Annotated in this window: 17 protein-coding genes; 7 read left to right on the top strand and 10 right to left on the bottom strand. The window is 45.6% G+C overall.

The window, feature by feature from the left end:
* The first annotated feature begins 104 nt into the window (after positions 1 to 104).
* Entirely contained in the window at positions 105 to 1,355 is a 1,251-nt protein-coding gene (locus ACQCN2_RS09255; RefSeq protein WP_426928602.1) for a nucleotidyltransferase, read from the top strand.
* Here ACQCN2_RS09255 and ACQCN2_RS09250 read toward each other — a convergent pair.
* The gene (locus tag ACQCN2_RS09250; protein WP_426928601.1) at positions 1,318 to 2,394 is read right to left on the bottom strand and encodes a SepM family pheromone-processing serine protease; all 1,077 of its coding nucleotides are present in this window, start codon (positions 2,392 to 2,394) and stop codon (positions 1,318 to 1,320) included. The two genes, ACQCN2_RS09255 and ACQCN2_RS09250, sit on opposite strands and share 38 nt — an antisense overlap.
* Complete coding sequence (locus ACQCN2_RS09245) at positions 2,378 to 3,184, bottom strand: patatin-like phospholipase family protein (RefSeq protein WP_426928600.1); 807 nt, start codon at positions 3,182 to 3,184, stop codon at positions 2,378 to 2,380. Before ACQCN2_RS09245 ends, ACQCN2_RS09250 begins: the two co-directional genes overlap by 17 nt.
* A 98-nt stretch (positions 3,185 to 3,282) precedes the next feature.
* Here ACQCN2_RS09245 and ylbJ point away from each other — a divergent pair, with 98 nt between their 5' ends.
* Positions 3,283 to 4,509, top strand: a complete 1,227-nt coding sequence (gene ylbJ / locus ACQCN2_RS09240; protein WP_426928599.1) for a sporulation integral membrane protein YlbJ — start codon at positions 3,283 to 3,285, stop codon at positions 4,507 to 4,509.
* Here the strand turns inward: ylbJ and coaD are convergent.
* Positions 4,499 to 4,990, bottom strand: a complete 492-nt coding sequence (coaD, locus tag ACQCN2_RS09235; protein ID WP_426928598.1) for a pantetheine-phosphate adenylyltransferase — start codon at positions 4,988 to 4,990, stop codon at positions 4,499 to 4,501. The genes ylbJ and coaD overlap by 11 nt on opposite strands.
* 14 nt (positions 4,991 to 5,004) lie before the next feature.
* Positions 5,005 to 5,559, bottom strand: a complete 555-nt coding sequence (gene rsmD, locus ACQCN2_RS09230) for a 16S rRNA (guanine(966)-N(2))-methyltransferase RsmD (protein WP_426928597.1) — start codon at positions 5,557 to 5,559, stop codon at positions 5,005 to 5,007.
* Between the two features lie 395 nt (positions 5,560 to 5,954).
* On the opposite strand from rsmD, the gene ACQCN2_RS09225 reads away from it, so the two are divergent.
* A complete protein-coding gene (locus ACQCN2_RS09225) occupies positions 5,955 to 6,098 on the top strand; it encodes a hypothetical protein (RefSeq protein ID WP_426928596.1) in 144 nt (47 codons plus the stop codon).
* A gap of 49 nt (positions 6,099 to 6,147) precedes the next feature.
* Here the strand turns inward: ACQCN2_RS09225 and ACQCN2_RS09220 are convergent, their stop codons facing one another.
* Positions 6,148 to 8,124 (bottom strand): methyl-accepting chemotaxis protein, encoded by a 1,977-nt coding sequence (locus ACQCN2_RS09220; protein WP_426928595.1) that lies wholly within the window; start codon positions 8,122 to 8,124, stop codon positions 6,148 to 6,150.
* Positions 8,125 to 8,347: 223 nt separating this feature from the next.
* Here ACQCN2_RS09220 and lgt point away from each other — a divergent pair, with 223 nt between their 5' ends.
* Together lgt and ACQCN2_RS09210 are read left to right on the top strand one after the other, a co-directional pair.
* Positions 8,348 to 9,136 (top strand): prolipoprotein diacylglyceryl transferase, encoded by a 789-nt coding sequence (gene lgt, locus ACQCN2_RS09215; RefSeq protein WP_426928594.1) that lies wholly within the window; start codon positions 8,348 to 8,350, stop codon positions 9,134 to 9,136.
* Positions 9,137 to 9,229: 93 nt separating this feature from the next.
* Positions 9,230 to 9,457 carry a hypothetical protein gene (locus ACQCN2_RS09210; RefSeq protein ID WP_426928593.1) on the top strand — a complete coding sequence of 76 codons (228 nt, stop codon included), beginning with the start codon at positions 9,230 to 9,232 and terminating at the stop codon, positions 9,455 to 9,457.
* Here ACQCN2_RS09210 and ACQCN2_RS09205 read toward each other — a convergent pair.
* From ACQCN2_RS09205 to ACQCN2_RS09185, 5 genes are all read right to left on the bottom strand, one after another.
* The gene (locus tag ACQCN2_RS09205; protein ID WP_426928592.1) at positions 9,443 to 9,673 is read right to left on the bottom strand and encodes a hypothetical protein; all 231 of its coding nucleotides are present in this window, start codon (positions 9,671 to 9,673) and stop codon (positions 9,443 to 9,445) included. The two genes, ACQCN2_RS09210 and ACQCN2_RS09205, sit on opposite strands and share 15 nt — an antisense overlap.
* A gap of 73 nt (positions 9,674 to 9,746) precedes the next feature.
* Complete coding sequence (locus ACQCN2_RS09200) at positions 9,747 to 10,766, bottom strand: inorganic phosphate transporter (protein ID WP_426928591.1); 1,020 nt, start codon at positions 10,764 to 10,766, stop codon at positions 9,747 to 9,749.
* A complete protein-coding gene (locus ACQCN2_RS09195) occupies positions 10,759 to 11,376 on the bottom strand; it encodes a DUF47 domain-containing protein (protein ID WP_426928590.1) in 618 nt (205 codons plus the stop codon). Before ACQCN2_RS09195 ends, ACQCN2_RS09200 begins: the two co-directional genes overlap by 8 nt.
* Before the next feature lie 242 nt (positions 11,377 to 11,618).
* The gene (locus ACQCN2_RS09190) at positions 11,619 to 11,819 is read right to left on the bottom strand and encodes a hypothetical protein (protein ID WP_426928589.1); all 201 of its coding nucleotides are present in this window, start codon (positions 11,817 to 11,819) and stop codon (positions 11,619 to 11,621) included.
* Between the two features lie 92 nt (positions 11,820 to 11,911).
* Positions 11,912 to 12,361, bottom strand: coding sequence for a MarR family winged helix-turn-helix transcriptional regulator (locus ACQCN2_RS09185; protein WP_426928588.1), 450 nt, complete (start codon positions 12,359 to 12,361; stop codon positions 11,912 to 11,914).
* Positions 12,362 to 12,496: 135 nt separating this feature from the next.
* Between ACQCN2_RS09185 and ACQCN2_RS09180 the strand changes: the two genes are divergently transcribed.
* Positions 12,497 to 14,116 carry a peptide ABC transporter substrate-binding protein gene (locus tag ACQCN2_RS09180; RefSeq protein ID WP_426928587.1) on the top strand — a complete coding sequence of 540 codons (1,620 nt, stop codon included), beginning with the start codon at positions 12,497 to 12,499 and terminating at the stop codon, positions 14,114 to 14,116.
* A gap of 76 nt (positions 14,117 to 14,192) precedes the next feature.
* Positions 14,193 to 14,525, top strand: a complete 333-nt coding sequence (locus ACQCN2_RS09175; protein WP_426928586.1) for a hypothetical protein — start codon at positions 14,193 to 14,195, stop codon at positions 14,523 to 14,525.
* Positions 14,526 to 14,544: the final 19 nt, after the last annotated feature.

Raw genomic sequence — 14,544 nt, 5'->3', positions numbered from 1 at the left:
TTGTCAACCAAATTTGCTTGACAGCTTGTTTTAGAAATTTACACTTTAGGGTAGAAGCTAAAGATTGAAAAGCCATATTCAGATGTCAAAAAGGACGGGATCCAATGAAAACAGTTGGTCTAGTGGTTGAATACAACCCATTACATAACGGACATAAACTCCATTTTGAGGCAGCCAAGGAAGCGACAGGAGCAGATAGCTGTGTCATTGTCATGAGTGGTAATTTCCTACAACGTGGCGAGCCTGCGCTCGTCAGTAAAAGAGCTCGCGCAGAAATGGCCCTTCGGCTTGGCGTCGATCTGGTGATTGAATTGCCCCTACCGTTTGCTACCGCGAATGCGGAGCTGTTTGCCCATGGCGCTATTTCTATATTGGATCGACTTGGGGTAGTAGACTCTGTCTGCTTCGGTTCCGAAAGCGGAGAGATTAGCTGGATGCACCCGCTTGCCGAAGCCCTTGCCATTGAACCCTTGGAGTTCCAGGAGCACCTAAAGATGAACCTATCCAACGGCCTAGCTTACCCCCTAGCATACGCACAAGCGGCAACGCGATACATGCAAAAATTCGGATTCAATCAAATTCCTCTGGATCAGCCCAATAATATTTTGGGATTTAATTATGTGCTTGCGCTAAAACGCCTCAATAGCCGTATGGAGGCCGTCACTATCCAACGAAAAAAAGCTGACTATCATCAACAGTCCATCACGGACAAACAAATCGCCAGTGCCACTGCCCTGCGCAAATTATTGCTGGATGACAAAGCCGATCTTTCATCGCTTGCTGCCTATGTCCCAGAAACGACCCTGGATGTTCTCAGACGGGAGTTCAACCAAGGGGCCGGCCCCATTTGCTGGGATCATTACAGACATCCGCTGTTTCACCGACTTCTCCAATTGACGCCACAAGAATTGTCCACCTACCATGAGATCGAAGAAGGCATGGAGAATCGCTTGATCGCTTCGGTTAAAAGAAGCAAAACCGTCCAAGAACTGATTACCGAAGCCAAGACACGCCGCTTCACGTGGAATCGTCTGCAACGCATGCTCCTGTCCGTTTTGCTTAACCTAACCAAGCAAGAGGTGGCTTCGTTTCAACTTAAATCTGGCGCTCCTTACGCGCGAATCCTTGGTTTTAGCGACAAAGGACAGCAGCTCTTGAAGGAAGCGAGAAAGAAATCTTCCATTCCGCTCATTACGAAAGCACGCGATCATATTCACCCCATGCTGGATCTCGATTTGCGTGCAAGCGCAATTTATCAGCTTGGACAACCAAACGGATTCTCTAACGATTTCCTTTCCGAATACAAATTGCCGCCACTTACCCTTGCTTCGGTTTCAACTTTTGCAGATAATTGATGGCATCGTCTACGGTTTTTACCGGAACGACAATCATCTTGGTCCCGATCCGCTTTGCGGTCTCAACAGCTTCTTGATAGTTCGAGACTTGACCTGTTGTGACATCATTTGGCGCGAAAAAGATTTCGGCACCCGCTTTATCAGCGGCCACAATCTTGTGGTTGATTCCACCAATCCGTCCAACCGTTCCATCCGCTGAGATCGTACCTGTTCCCGCAATACGATAGCCGCGTGTAAGATCGATGTCAGTTTTTAGTTGGTCATAAATCTCCAGGGTCATCATCAAACCTGCCGAGGGTCCGCCTATGCCTTCGGCGGTGATGTTTACTTTTTTCGGTATTTCAATGTATTGCTTGTTCTCCGGACGAATCCCTAATCCGACGCGTTTACTTGCTTGACCATTTTCATCTGGCAAGGAGGCGAGCGTAATAGAGCCACTCATTTCCTGACTGCCTCGCAAGAATTTCAATTGAATGCTCTCCCCTGGCTTCTTCTTAGTGAGATAATCGAGCAAATCTTGCGCCGTTTGCAATTTTTTCTCGTCGACCTGGGTAATCACATCGCCCACTTTGAGCAAATTTTTGGCAGGCATACCCGCCAGTGTCCCCATCACCAATACACCCTGCTTCTCGATCTTGACAGGATAACCCGCCCGCTTAAAGGCAACGGCTTCAGCCAGCTGCTGTGAATTATGCATAACCTCTAGTTCCCGCTGGGTAAAGTCATCATCCGTCTCGCCATGACTTAATACCAAATCTTCATCAATTAGCTCCACATCTGGAGACAACTTGGAATACAAATACCAGAACGGTGTCGCTTCTCCCATGCGTACGGTCGTGAGCATAAAGGAGCCTTTTTCATCCTTGGTCCCGCCTTCCACCTTAATCATAGGCGCAAGCTCAATCGCGGAGCCTGGCCTTGTTACATAGTACGGAAGGGGTATATACAGGACGCACAGCAAAACGACAGCAAAAAGAATAATCCCCCAGCGAAAACGAATTCGACTGGTGGAGGGTCGTTGATTATCGTGTGTGGTCATGGTTGTTCCCCCAATTCTCGATCAATTCCTTTATTCGGTCTATATTTTCAAGGGCTGCTTTTTCACCTTCCGCAATGATTTCCTCCACCCCGGAATCAGCAATACTGCTATAGTGTCCTACATTCGGGCGAATCACCAAATCAGCTGAAAGAATTCGATGACGCAAAATTTCTCTTTCCATCACATCGATCGCTTGAGCAATGACTTCGAAAATCGAATTCACCTTCATCTTGACATCGAAGTGGGCCACGTCAACGGCAATTACCAGATCGGCTCCCATCTCCTTGGCTACGGTGATCGGAACCCGATCAATTACACCCCCGTCAACAAGCAGACGATCCCCAACACGCTCCGGCACAAAGATTCCGGGAATGGAGGTACTCGCTCTAATCGCTTGGTCAAGCGGTCCTTCCCGAAAAACGACCCGCTCTCCCATTTCAATATCAGTGGCGACAATGGCAAGTGGTTTGGATAGGTCTTCGATGTTCTTGCCGTGGGTAAGGAGTCGAAACAGCTCCTTTGCTTTTTGCCCCGCTACGAATCCCATATTGGGTACGGTCAAGTCCAGCAAGTGTTTTCGTTTCAAATTCGTGGCCAGCTTTGCCATCATGTGCGGCTGAATGTTATTAGCGTAGAGTGCACCGATAAAGCTCCCCATACTGCTCCCCGCCAAATAATCAATCGGGATCTGGTGTTCCTCCAACACCTTGAGCACCCCGATATGCGCAAAGCCTCGCGCTCCTCCCGAACCAAGCGCTAGGCCAATCTTCGGTCTATGTTCGTTTGACACCTCTTATCCCTCCTCCCCAATGAATATGTAAGACGAGTTGCATAGTTTCGTCCTTCCTCACGTAGACATGTACTAGTATTGAAGTCCAGGAGGAATCTATGAAACACCGTTCGTTGTATTTAACCTTGTTTATTGCAATGATATCCATTGGATTTGTCGTTATTCTTGTCACCAATCCTAATACGTCTTTTCTAGCGGCCCTTGCCGGTTTGAAAATTTGGTGGGAAGTGGTTTTCCCCGCATGCCTGCCCTTCATCGTGGTATCAGAGGTTCTAATGGGAGTAGGCATCGTGCATTTTGCGGGGGTCTTGCTGGAACCGTTGATGAGACCCTTGTTTAACGTACCAGGAACAGGTGGCTTTGTCATGACGATGGGCTTTGCCTCCGGATACCCAGTAGCCGCCAAACTTACGACACGTCTTCGCGAACAAGGGAGCATCACACAATCGGAAGGAGAACGACTGGTATCTTTTACGACAACGGGTGATCCGCTGTTTGTTATCGGTGCGGTTGCGGTTGGATTTTTTCACAGTGAACAATTAGGCTATATCCTTGCCTTTACACATTATGTATCCGCCATTCTGCTTGGACTTGTCTATCGGTTCTACGCGCTTCCTGCCCCCATCACCAAACATGTCGACAACAATAAATACCCGGTCTTGGTTCGGGCCATACAAGCCATGCACCGAGCGAGACTAAAAGACAACCGTCCTTTCGGAAAGCTGATGGGGGATGCGGTCTCCTCCGCTTTGCAGACGTTGTTTATGATTGGGGGATTTATCATATTTTTTTCGGTGGTGATCGAACTTCTCGCTACGGTTAGAGTGACGGAATTTATGAGCAGCTTTCTTGCCGTTTTCCTTGGCCCATTCGGATTCCCGTCTACCATTTCCAAAGCATTGGTCTCCGGATTGTTCGAAGTGACGCTAGGTGCCCAAACCGCAAGTCTGGCTGCCCCTCATCTCTCTTTTATGTGGCAAGCCGCCATCGCAAGTGCGATTGTTTCTTGGGGTGGCTTAAGTGTTCACGCACAGGTCGCCAGTATTTTGAGCCAGACCGATATTCGCTTCATCCCTTATCTTCTGGCTAGAGGAATTCATGCGATAATCGCTGTCTTTCTCACGATCGTATTGTGGAAGCCATTGGAGGAGCTGACGTCTACGGAAGCCGCAAGTGTCCCCGTTTTTTTCGCTGACGAGCATATTCATACGATGCATACCTGGTGGAATCATTTTAGCCACTCCGCTTTTGTTGCCGCTTTGATTCTATTGATCCTCATCGTGATCAGCAGATTGCTGGCCAAATCCAATCAGTCTACTTATTAGACAGAACCGGGAATTTGAGCCGCAACGCATTATCCACAACTGACGGAACCAGATCGCTTACCGACGCATGATAACGAGCCACTTCCTTCACGATGCTGGAGCTTAGGTAGGAGTACTGATTATTGGTCATGACAAAGAAAGTCTCCACATCCTCATCCAGCTTACGGTTGATGGAGGCCATCTGCATTTCATATTCAAAATCCGAAACAGCTCGCAAGCCTTTAAGCAAAACGCCGGCCTTCTTTTCACGCATATAGTCAATTAACAGCCCACTGAACGTGTCAACTTCCACATTGGGCATTTCTTTGGTTACTTCTCGCAGCAGATCAAGCCGCTCTTCTTTTGAAAAAAGCGGATTTTTATTGGAGTTGACGAGCACCGCCACGATCACTTTGTCAAACACTTTGGCCCCACGCCTAATAATATCAAGGTGTCCGTATGTTACGGGATCAAAACTTCCTGGGCATACCGCAATCGCCATAAATTGGCTCCTCCTTATGAATTAAACTGAAAAATGGAAATCGTTGTATCCCCGTACGTTACGCTTCTTTCTTGAACGCAATCGCCTATGGTTTCCTTGAGGGTAAATTCTGTATCATGCTCGGTCACGATTCTGGCTCCCGGAGCAAGCAGATTCAAATCCTGCAACAAACGCATTTCGGCTTCCAGCTTCTGCTTGGCATAGGGCGGATCCAAAAAGACCAAGTCAAATTGAATGTCCCGCTTCGCCAAAACCTTCAACGCTCGATCCGAATCATTACGATACACTTCCGCTTGGTCGGACAGATTTAAAGAAGCCAGATTTTGTTTAATCACAGAAATTGCTTTTTGTTCAATATCAATAAACACAGTCCGTTCGATGCCACGACTTAACGCTTCAATTCCCAGTCCGCCTGTACCTGCGTACAGATCCAAGGCAGTTCCACCATCAAAATACGGGCCGATGATATTAAAAATCGATTCTTTTACCTTGTCGGTTGTAGGACGTGTTCCTTTGCCCGGTACGGCGGCAAGCGGTCGCCCTTTGTGTTCGCCTGAAATTACTCTCATTCTTCTCACCTGTCATTTCATTAAACATGATGCCTTTTGGCAGTAAATTCATACTATCACATGCTTTACAGGAGGTAAAATAGCAAACCTACGGACAAAAATTCATTTCACCGTGTATAAAATACCAGACTGTTGGCAAAAAATATGACTAGCGACGCAACGGTGTCGCTGACAACCGCGGAGAAGACTTACGTTTCCCCATAAGCTCTTCCTCCGGTTTCTCCTCTCCCATAATTGAAAAGCGGTTTACATATGGGCATGAAGTGTCTGATAGGAGCATTCATGCCTCTTGCTTCTCGTTTGGAAGCAATTTGAACCGCTACCTCACTGCAATTTGTAGTGGGGTATTTTTTTGGATACGTTACTTTATCTACTTCATAAGGAGGCATCATGAAATGGCTGAAAAAAATCCTTCCAAACAAAAGCTAGAAGCTTCCAAAGCGCAATCGCTAGCTGACCAAACAGGGATGAATCAGGAACAAGCGAGAAAAATGCAGTCTGAAGCCGATCAATCGGATATTATCAAGCATGGTCAGTGAAGGTAAGACAAGCCGGACGAGCAATGAAGCTCTCCGGCTTGTTTCATTATCAATCGTGCACCTTGAATTGTTTAATAATCACTTGAAGCTCCTCAGCCAATTCGGCAAAGGCAAGCGCATCATGGGAAATCTGGCTGGCTGATGCCGCCTGCTGCTCACTCGCGGCGCTTACTTGCTCTGAACCGGCCGCCGCTTCTTCGGTAACAGCGGCAATATCCTCCATGTATCGGACAACTCGACTGCCCTGATCCTCCAAATCGCGTATACTGCCGTGAATACTTACGTTTTTAACCAATACATCATCGATTTGGCAAGAAATTTCGGCAAACGAAGTTCCAGCCTTTTGAACGGCAGTCATCCCTTCCTCAACCACCTTCGTTCCTTGCTCTACAGCCATAACGGCCCGATGACTCTCATCCTGCGTTTCCCTTACCAGATTAGAGATCTGCTCGGCAGAAAGACTAGTTTCATTCGCCAGCTTGCGTACTTCCTCAGCGACTACCGCAAATCCTTTCCCTTGGTCCCCTGCTCGAGCTGCTTCAATCGAGGCATTAAGCGCTAACAGATTGGTTTGCCGCGCAATATTGGTAATCATTCCCACAATGTTGCCGATTTCTTTTGACCTATGATCAAGCATACCGATGATCTGTGCCGTTTGATTCACAGTCTGATTGATTTCTTTCATTTTCTTGATCGATTCGTCCGCGTACTGACGCCCATCCATAGCGGATTCTTTGCTTTGCTTGGCTGCTCCGATAATATCATCCGCATAGCTGGACAGCTCCCGAACGGTTTGGATCATCTCCTGAACCTGATCCGTCGACTGAGAGACGGATGCCGCAATATCGGTGGTTCCTGAGGCTAGTTCGGTAATCGTTCTTGCAACTTGTTCAGCTGAACTTCTGGTTTCCTCGCTTGAAATCACCAGTGTATCAGAGGATCGCTTGGTTTGTTCGGTTGTCCGCTTCATCGCGGAGAGTACTCCCTGCATCTTCTCGATCATGGCGTTAAAGTTTTGCCCTAGCACACCCACCTCGTCGTTTGACTGATGCAGAAGTTTGATCGTTAAATCTCCGTCGGCCACCAAGGAGGTGAGTCGACTCATCATTTTGATTGGTTTAATTAAGGTAGAGGTGAACAAAACCACCACCAGAATGGCAAAAATCAAAACAACAGCCGCTGTAACAAACGAAATTTTGGCGAGAGTATCTAGCTGACTGGTTGCCTCTTTTACAGGAGCTGAAATAAACAACCCCCAGCCAGTCGATGGCACATCGGTATAGAAAGAAAATTTCTCCACTCCGTCGAGCGTATAACGAGATTCTCCATAATTCGCTTTTTCCTGAATGTTCTGATAGGCTTTGGACAGTTCTGGAATGTTTAACTCCTGAACTTTCTTCTTCATCAGAAAATTCGGATCAGGATGCGCAATAAACGTTCCATCCTGCTGCACAAGATAGGCATAACCGGTTTCGGCAAACTTAGCTTTACCAACGATTTCATTCATTTTTTTAATGGAGATGGTGGCCCCTAACACTCCCTTTACTTGTCCTGCTTCGTTCAAAATCGGACAAGCAATCATAATAATGGGCTCTTTCGTCACCTTAGAGATGAGTACATTGGAGATGGCGAGAGGTTTGCCTCCCATGATGTCCTTAAAGTATTGCCGATCCGTAATGTTGGCTTTTTGGTCAAGGGTTGTCCATGATTCACCGTTTGGAAACGCATACATAATGGTGCCGAATTCAGGATGTTCTTTTTGTCGCTCCTTCAAGTAACCGAGGGTCTGCTGATCCATGCGAATCACATTATCACTGCTTGCCATTGTCGTGATTCTGGCCACCTGATTCTGTACCCAACTGTCAATATCCCCTCGTAAATTACTTAAATCCACCGCGGATTTGTCCCGAAAATTCTGCAACAAGAATTCAGTTGCTTTGGAGTGATTAAACCAAGAGATTCCGATTAATGAGATCGTAAGAATGGGGATGATGATCAATAATAATTTGGTACGAATACTTTTCATCCAGCGACTCCCTTTCGAATAATTTTACGGTAAATACATTGTAAACATTGTTAAATTTTGGTAAATATTAGTACAGAGTTAAAATATCCTATATTAATGTACTTTTCAATGTTTTTCAGTGACATTTCACACAATATTCATGCTTGGAACCGAACAGGAAACCTCGAGCAACTTGTAGTATACTTGGAACAACTGATCAATCATCACAAGGAGGAGATTTTGTTTGCTTGATCCTATAGCGTTCTCGATCGGAAATATTCACGTTCACTGGTATGGAATTATTATGGGAACGGCTTTTTTTGTTGGAACCTATTTAGCCAGCTACCATGCCAAGCGAGCCGGAATTAACCCTGATCATATCCTGAACATGGTGGTCTGGATTATCCCTTCTGCCATTGTTTGCGCGAGACTTTACTATTGTTTGTTTGAATGGCAACAGTATCAGTCTCACCCGCTGGATATCTTCGCCGTTTGGAAAGGTGGACTGGCGATTCATGGAGGCCTGATCGGAGGTTTTCTCGCTGGTACGTTGTATGTGAGAAAGCATAACCTTCCGTTTCTGTTGATCGGCGACATCTTGATGCCAAGTGTGATCTTGGGGCAAGCGATTGGGCGTTGGGGAAACTTCATGAATCAAGAAGCTCACGGTGCTCCTGTTTCCGCCGAGTTTATGTCTCACTTCCCCGCATTTATCCGCAATCAAATGTTGATTGACGGCGTCTACTATCAGCCGACCTTCTTCTATGAGTCGATCTGGGATCTCGGAGTTTTTGTGATATTGTTAGCTCTTCTGTATCGATTCAAGCGTTATGACGGACAAGTCCTGGCTTCCTATTTGATCCTCTACTCCATTGGCCGATTCTTCATTGAAGGGATGCGAACTGACAGCCTTATGTTTGGCGGGCTGCGCGTGGCCCAATTGGTGAGCCTAGGTCTTGCACTGCTAGGTGTTGTTCTAATGATAGTAGTAAGTCGCAAGCGTCAGGCGAACAACTCGCAATTGCGTTCATAGCGATGTGTGCACCATCCCGAGTGATTGGGATGGTGTTTTTCTGTTCATACTGCTGTTATAGACAGAATGTTACGGAAAGGAAGATGTTGATTCATGAATCGAGATGTACTAGAGGATTACCTGGATCATCAACTATTGGTCTACTTTCAGGACAACCAAAAAACCCCTCCATATGAGGAAGGGGTGCTCAAAGATTTCAGTCCATCCGGCATTTTATTAGAGGCAGATGATGGCGCCTTATTGTTTATTCCGTTTGCATCCATTGAAATGCTCCAGATTCAACCCAAAATTAGCTGGTGGCAAAAGTTATCTTCGAAATAACAGATACCCCATTAACATACTAAGCCCGCCAACAACCACAAGCAAATACGTGGTATAGGTAGCCACATTGGCATAAGCCTCATCCCATGCGATAAAATTGTAAGCATCCGAAATCCATATGGCCATTCCAAGAAAAATGGCAACCAACCCCAAATAGAATAACCATTGGCCAAGATAGCGCGATCGAATCGTCCCTGGAGTGTTTGGATCCATCAAAGGGCATACCTCCCATTTTGGGAATAGTATGCCCTTCGATTTATTTTACATGCTATTGATTCTATGAAGACGATTAAATGAAGACACTATACACCGCATAGCACGCCGCGGCTAACAATGCAGTAACAGGCAAGGTAACAATCCAAGTAAAGATAATTCGTCCAGCAAGGCCCCATTTCACCGCGGAAAACTTCTGAGAAGCCCCTACCCCCATGATCGCGGAGGAGATGACGTGGGTTGTACTAACTGGCAACGCAAATGCAGTAAACGTAGTGATGATCATAGATGAGGTCAAATCTGCAGAAAAACCGCTAATCGGTTTCACCTTCATGATCTTTCCGCCCATTGTCTTGATGATGCGCCAACCCCCTACAGAGGTTCCAAGCGACATTGCAAGAGCGGCCCCCAATTTTACCCAAAGAGGAATCGTGAAGTCTCCGTTCTCTGTTTGCATAAATCCGCCTGTGATGAGAGCAAATGTGATAATCCCCATCGTTTTTTGCGCGTCATTCGCTCCATGGCTGAAAGACTGCCAGCCTGCTGACAGAACCTGCAGCATACGGAGGTTTTGGTTTGTTTTATGGTACGGCATATTGGCAACCACGTAAGAAACGATCCGCATGACAATATAACCGAGCCCAAAGGCGACAATTGGAGAGATGATCAAGGCTTGGACAATACTAGTAAAGCCTGACATGTTAATCGCACCAAACCCTGCTGCACCAACCGTAGCGCCACTTATGCCGCCAATCAAGGCATGGGAGGATGAGCTCGGTATCCCGAACCACCAGGTGATCAGATTCCACATGATCGCAGCGGTTAACGCAGCCAAGACGACGACGAGTCCGTTGTCCAATTTAAAGGGGTTGGCAATTTGGCTCCCGATCGTTTTGGCGACTCCCGTGTAGGTTAACGCCCCAATAAGATTAAAACATGCAGCCATAATGATTGCTGTACGCGGACTTAAAGCTCGTGTTGAAACGGAAGTGGCGATGGCATTCGCAGTGTCGTGAAAACCGTTAATAAAGTCAAAGCTTAACGCCATCAGCACCACGAAAATCATTATAAGCAAGTCTGGTGAAAGACTAGGCATTCTTGAGCACAATCCCTTCAACTAAGTTAGCAACATCCTCAGTAAAGTCAGCGCAGTCCTCTAACTTGTCGTATATCTCTTTCCATTTAATACAAAGAATTGGATCAGCATCCGGCGCGTTCAACAGATCGGAAACCATGCGACGGTAGTTGGCATCTGACTCCCATTCCAATTCTTTAATTTTACGGGCGATGTCAGATACTACTTTGTGATCTAACTTGCGCAATGTACGGATTAACTCGATTAATTGAGTAGAACATTTCACAATCGTATTAGCTTGTGCAATAAACCTCTGATCAGGCTGTGGCAGCTGATACAAGAACAAGCGATCAGCTACTCCGTCAATATAGTCGAGAACGGAGTCCAATGTATGAGCCAACGCGTGAATATCCTCGCGTTCAAGTGGCGTGATAAAGGTGGAGTTTAACTCGTTCATAATTTGACGGACGATCGCGTCACCTTCTTTTTCAACCAGTTTGATCGCTTTTACTTTGGATTCAATATCCTGATAGTTCCCAAGCATCTCAAAGAATAGGTGTGTACCTTTATGGACAATGGCAACTTGTTCCTCGAATAGGTCAAAGAAGATGTTCTTTTTAGGTTTTAGCATAAAAAAATATGTCACTCCTTTAGGATAATTGCACCTCTACGATTATAACGAACCGAACTGTAAAGGTAAATTTAAAATCGAGGGTTTTTGTGTTAAGTTTGTGTAAAATTTTTATCTTTCATCTATATTTAGTATTGCCTTTCTCATATTTTTCTGTTTTAATTATCAGTCCTTCCAAAAGAAGGCAGCTTAATTCCTGAGTGTTAAGCGAAACCGTTTCATTTGCGTGGAATATCCTTCCACTAATTCCAGGTCGGAATCAAACAGGTGATAGCACCTCCATTATCCAGCCGCTTGGTCAAGCGTCGCATAATCACTATGATCAAATCATACTGCGGCTCTTTGGGCAAGCGCTCCTGAACGATCTTATACTTTCCCTCGATTACTGTCTCCAATACGATTAACCAACCAGCCCCTTCTGGCTTCAGCAATGTCATCATCATTCGAGTCCCTCCGAAACAAACTAGTTGTACACACAACTATAAATTGAACTAGTTGCATATACAACCAGTTTTCGCCCCACTTTTTACTTGCATTAAATATCATGCAAATCGCGTCTGATTTTCAGCAACAAGGAGAGCAGTTGATCTTGTTCTGTTGCGCTTAAGCTCCTGAACACCACCGTTTGGTAATGATCTCTGATTTCTTCTACTGTTTGCATGAGGAGCATGTGACACTTCTCGTCCAACTGGATGACATAGCTTCTGGCATCCCCTGTGCGCTTTTGTTTATGGATCATTCCTTTGCGAAACAGCGCAGGCAGTATACGAGAGATGGTTGTTTTGTCACGTAGAGTGATTTCTCCAAGCTCAGAGGGCGTAAGTCCATTGGATTTGGACAGTGCCAATAAAATTTGCCATTGTTCTGGGGTCAAATCAAATTTTTTTAATACTTTTTGTGTTTCCTCTCGGGTTAATTGACCCATTCTATGCAAATTATGACCAAGGCTGTAATGAAAGTCCGGATAATCCCTTTCCTTTTCCACACAAACCACCCACTTCTTTCTATATTCATCAAGTTTCATTCAAATTTATAAAATTGTTTGTAATTTCAAGTCTTCCCCCTATTCGATAGTGTATGATGAGGGCGAACCAATTTACGAAAAGGAGCATTCTTTGGCGTGAAGATCAACCGTTCATTCGCTATTACACTCATTCTCATCAGCTTATTGGTGGTTAGCTGTGTCATTGGGCTGCTTAAGAACCAACCAGCTGATCAAGGCGGCAATTCCAATACCCACGAAGTGAACAGTTTGAGCCTAAGCCTTCAACACGATCCGATCACCCTGGATCCAAGCTTAGTTGAAGATACCACATCGGGAAGTCTTGTGCGAGCCTTGTTCGACGGTCTTACCCGCCGAGGATTGGATGGACTCCCACATGAAGCTGTGGCCAAATCCATTGCCATATCACGCGATAACCTGACATATACCTTCACCCTTCGAGATTCCAAGTGGAGTAATGGAGATCCTGTCACAGCCGGTGACTTTGAATACGCGTGGAAACGAGTGATTGACCCTAATAGCGCTTCCAACTACGCCTATCAGATGTTTTGCATTCGCAATGCGGAACTGGCCCATAAAGGTTTGGTCAAGATGGAATCTGTTGGAATCCACGCATTAAATGATCATATCTTGCAGGTTCAGCTGGCGTATCCTACGCCTTATTTTTTGGAGCTAACTTCACTGTTTACCTACTATCCCGTACATCCTAGTACGAAATCCAATCCGGAATGGGGACTTGACGTCAGCTCACATATCAGCAATGGTCCTTTCAAATTAAAGGAATGGAAGCAACAGCATCAACTTACCTTAGAAAAAAACCCTTACTATTGGGATCAACAAACTGTCAAACTTCAAGAACTTCACTTTTCGCTCAACAATAGTCCTCAAACCGAAATGTCCATGTTTGAAAGAGGCGAACTCGATTGGGCTGGCGCTCCGCTTGGAGAGTTGCCACTTGAGTCGCTCAATCGTCTAAAAAGTTCGGGGAAGCTGTTGACATACCCGATTGCTGGTACCTATTGGTATAAATTTAATGTGGACCAACCACCTTTCCAAAACGCGAAAATTCGGAAGGCCTTTGCCTACGCGATTAATCGACAAGCGATCTGTACCGATCTGGCCGTTGGAAAAACACCTGCGATGGGCGTCGTCCCACCATCAATGTCCCTTCAACCCGCAGGTTATTTTCATGACCATGATGTTACGTTGGCCAAACAGCTCTTAAAAGAAGGGATGAAGGAACTTGGCATAAGCACTCTGCCGCCAATTACACTTTCCTACAATACGTCTGATACCCATAAAAAAATTGCCGTGGCCATTCAAAAGCAATGGAAGGACAATTTAGGGGTCACTGTACTGCTCCGCGATGAAGATTGGCCTACCTACGTAGCCAATTTACATGAGGGCCACTTCCAGATCGGTCGGATGGGTTGGCTTGCTGATTACCATGACCCGATGAACTTCCTGGAGCTGTTTAAAGAACAAACACTCGTGAACAATGATACTCACTGGGAAAATCCTGAGTTTAAGCAGTTGTTGAATCAGTCTTCTCGCGAAAGGAATCCACTTAAACGAAAAGAGCTTCTTGCTCGCTCTGAGAGTATTTTGATGGATGAAATGCCTGTCTTGCCAATCTTCTTCTATACCAATTCGTATGTAAAAAATGAACGAATTCAAAATGTATTGCTTGACGGTCTAGGCTATATTGATTGGAAATGGGCCAATATCGCCAACTAATTTTTCTTTTTTCAAGCAAATGAGGTTTGAAGAATTACTCCCTGTGGTATAAGTTTGGAAGAAGCATGGACAGGGGGTGTCTACGATTATCGACCTCAACAGCAGTGTAAAAGATACCAAAAAACAAATGTTAAAAGACTTACTAGATGTATTGGATCATGTGCCAGATGAAGACCATCCTTCTGCGATTAAGCAACTAATTGCTTACTTAAATGGTTTGCTTCGGGTTAAACTGGTTATTCCTCCCACCACGGAGATTATGAGCTTGATCAAATGCCAGAAACCCAAACTTTATCAAGCGACTAGACGCAGCGTTACTTCCACAAGCCATTTAAAAATGTTGTTCCTTATCGACATGGATCCGACGACCGCTACCAATCGTATAAAAGAATTCGCCAATAGTGTATGACGAGAAAAGCATCCCCAAT

Source organism: Brevibacillus ginsengisoli (assembly GCF_050113715.1).
GTDB lineage: Bacteria > Bacillota > Bacilli > Brevibacillales > Brevibacillaceae > Brevibacillus_H > Brevibacillus_H ginsengisoli.
The sequence above is the reverse complement of the archived record's forward strand: the minus strand, read 5'-3'. Positions and strand labels throughout refer to the sequence as shown.

Coding starts and splice junctions, on each gene's coding strand:
- ACQCN2_RS09255 (WP_426928602.1), top strand. CDS start 105: ATGAAAACAGTTGGTCTAGTGGTTGAATACAACCCATTACATAACGGA.
- ACQCN2_RS09250 (WP_426928601.1), bottom strand. CDS start 2,394: ATGACCACACACGATAATCAACGACCCTCCACCAGTCGAATTCGTTTT.
- ylbJ (WP_426928599.1), top strand. CDS start 3,283: ATGAAACACCGTTCGTTGTATTTAACCTTGTTTATTGCAATGATATCC.
- coaD (WP_426928598.1), bottom strand. CDS start 4,990: ATGGCGATTGCGGTATGCCCAGGAAGTTTTGATCCCGTAACATACGGA.
- rsmD (WP_426928597.1), bottom strand. CDS start 5,559: ATGAGAGTAATTTCAGGCGAACACAAAGGGCGACCGCTTGCCGCCGTA.
- ACQCN2_RS09225 (WP_426928596.1), top strand. CDS start 5,955: ATGGCTGAAAAAAATCCTTCCAAACAAAAGCTAGAAGCTTCCAAAGCG.
- ACQCN2_RS09220 (WP_426928595.1), bottom strand. CDS start 8,124: ATGAAAAGTATTCGTACCAAATTATTATTGATCATCATCCCCATTCTT.
- ACQCN2_RS09210 (WP_426928593.1), top strand. CDS start 9,230: ATGAATCGAGATGTACTAGAGGATTACCTGGATCATCAACTATTGGTC.
- ACQCN2_RS09200 (WP_426928591.1), bottom strand. CDS start 10,766: ATGCCTAGTCTTTCACCAGACTTGCTTATAATGATTTTCGTGGTGCTG.
- ACQCN2_RS09195 (WP_426928590.1), bottom strand. CDS start 11,376: ATGCTAAAACCTAAAAAGAACATCTTCTTTGACCTATTCGAGGAACAA.
- ACQCN2_RS09190 (WP_426928589.1), bottom strand. CDS start 11,819: ATGATGATGACATTGCTGAAGCCAGAAGGGGCTGGTTGGTTAATCGTA.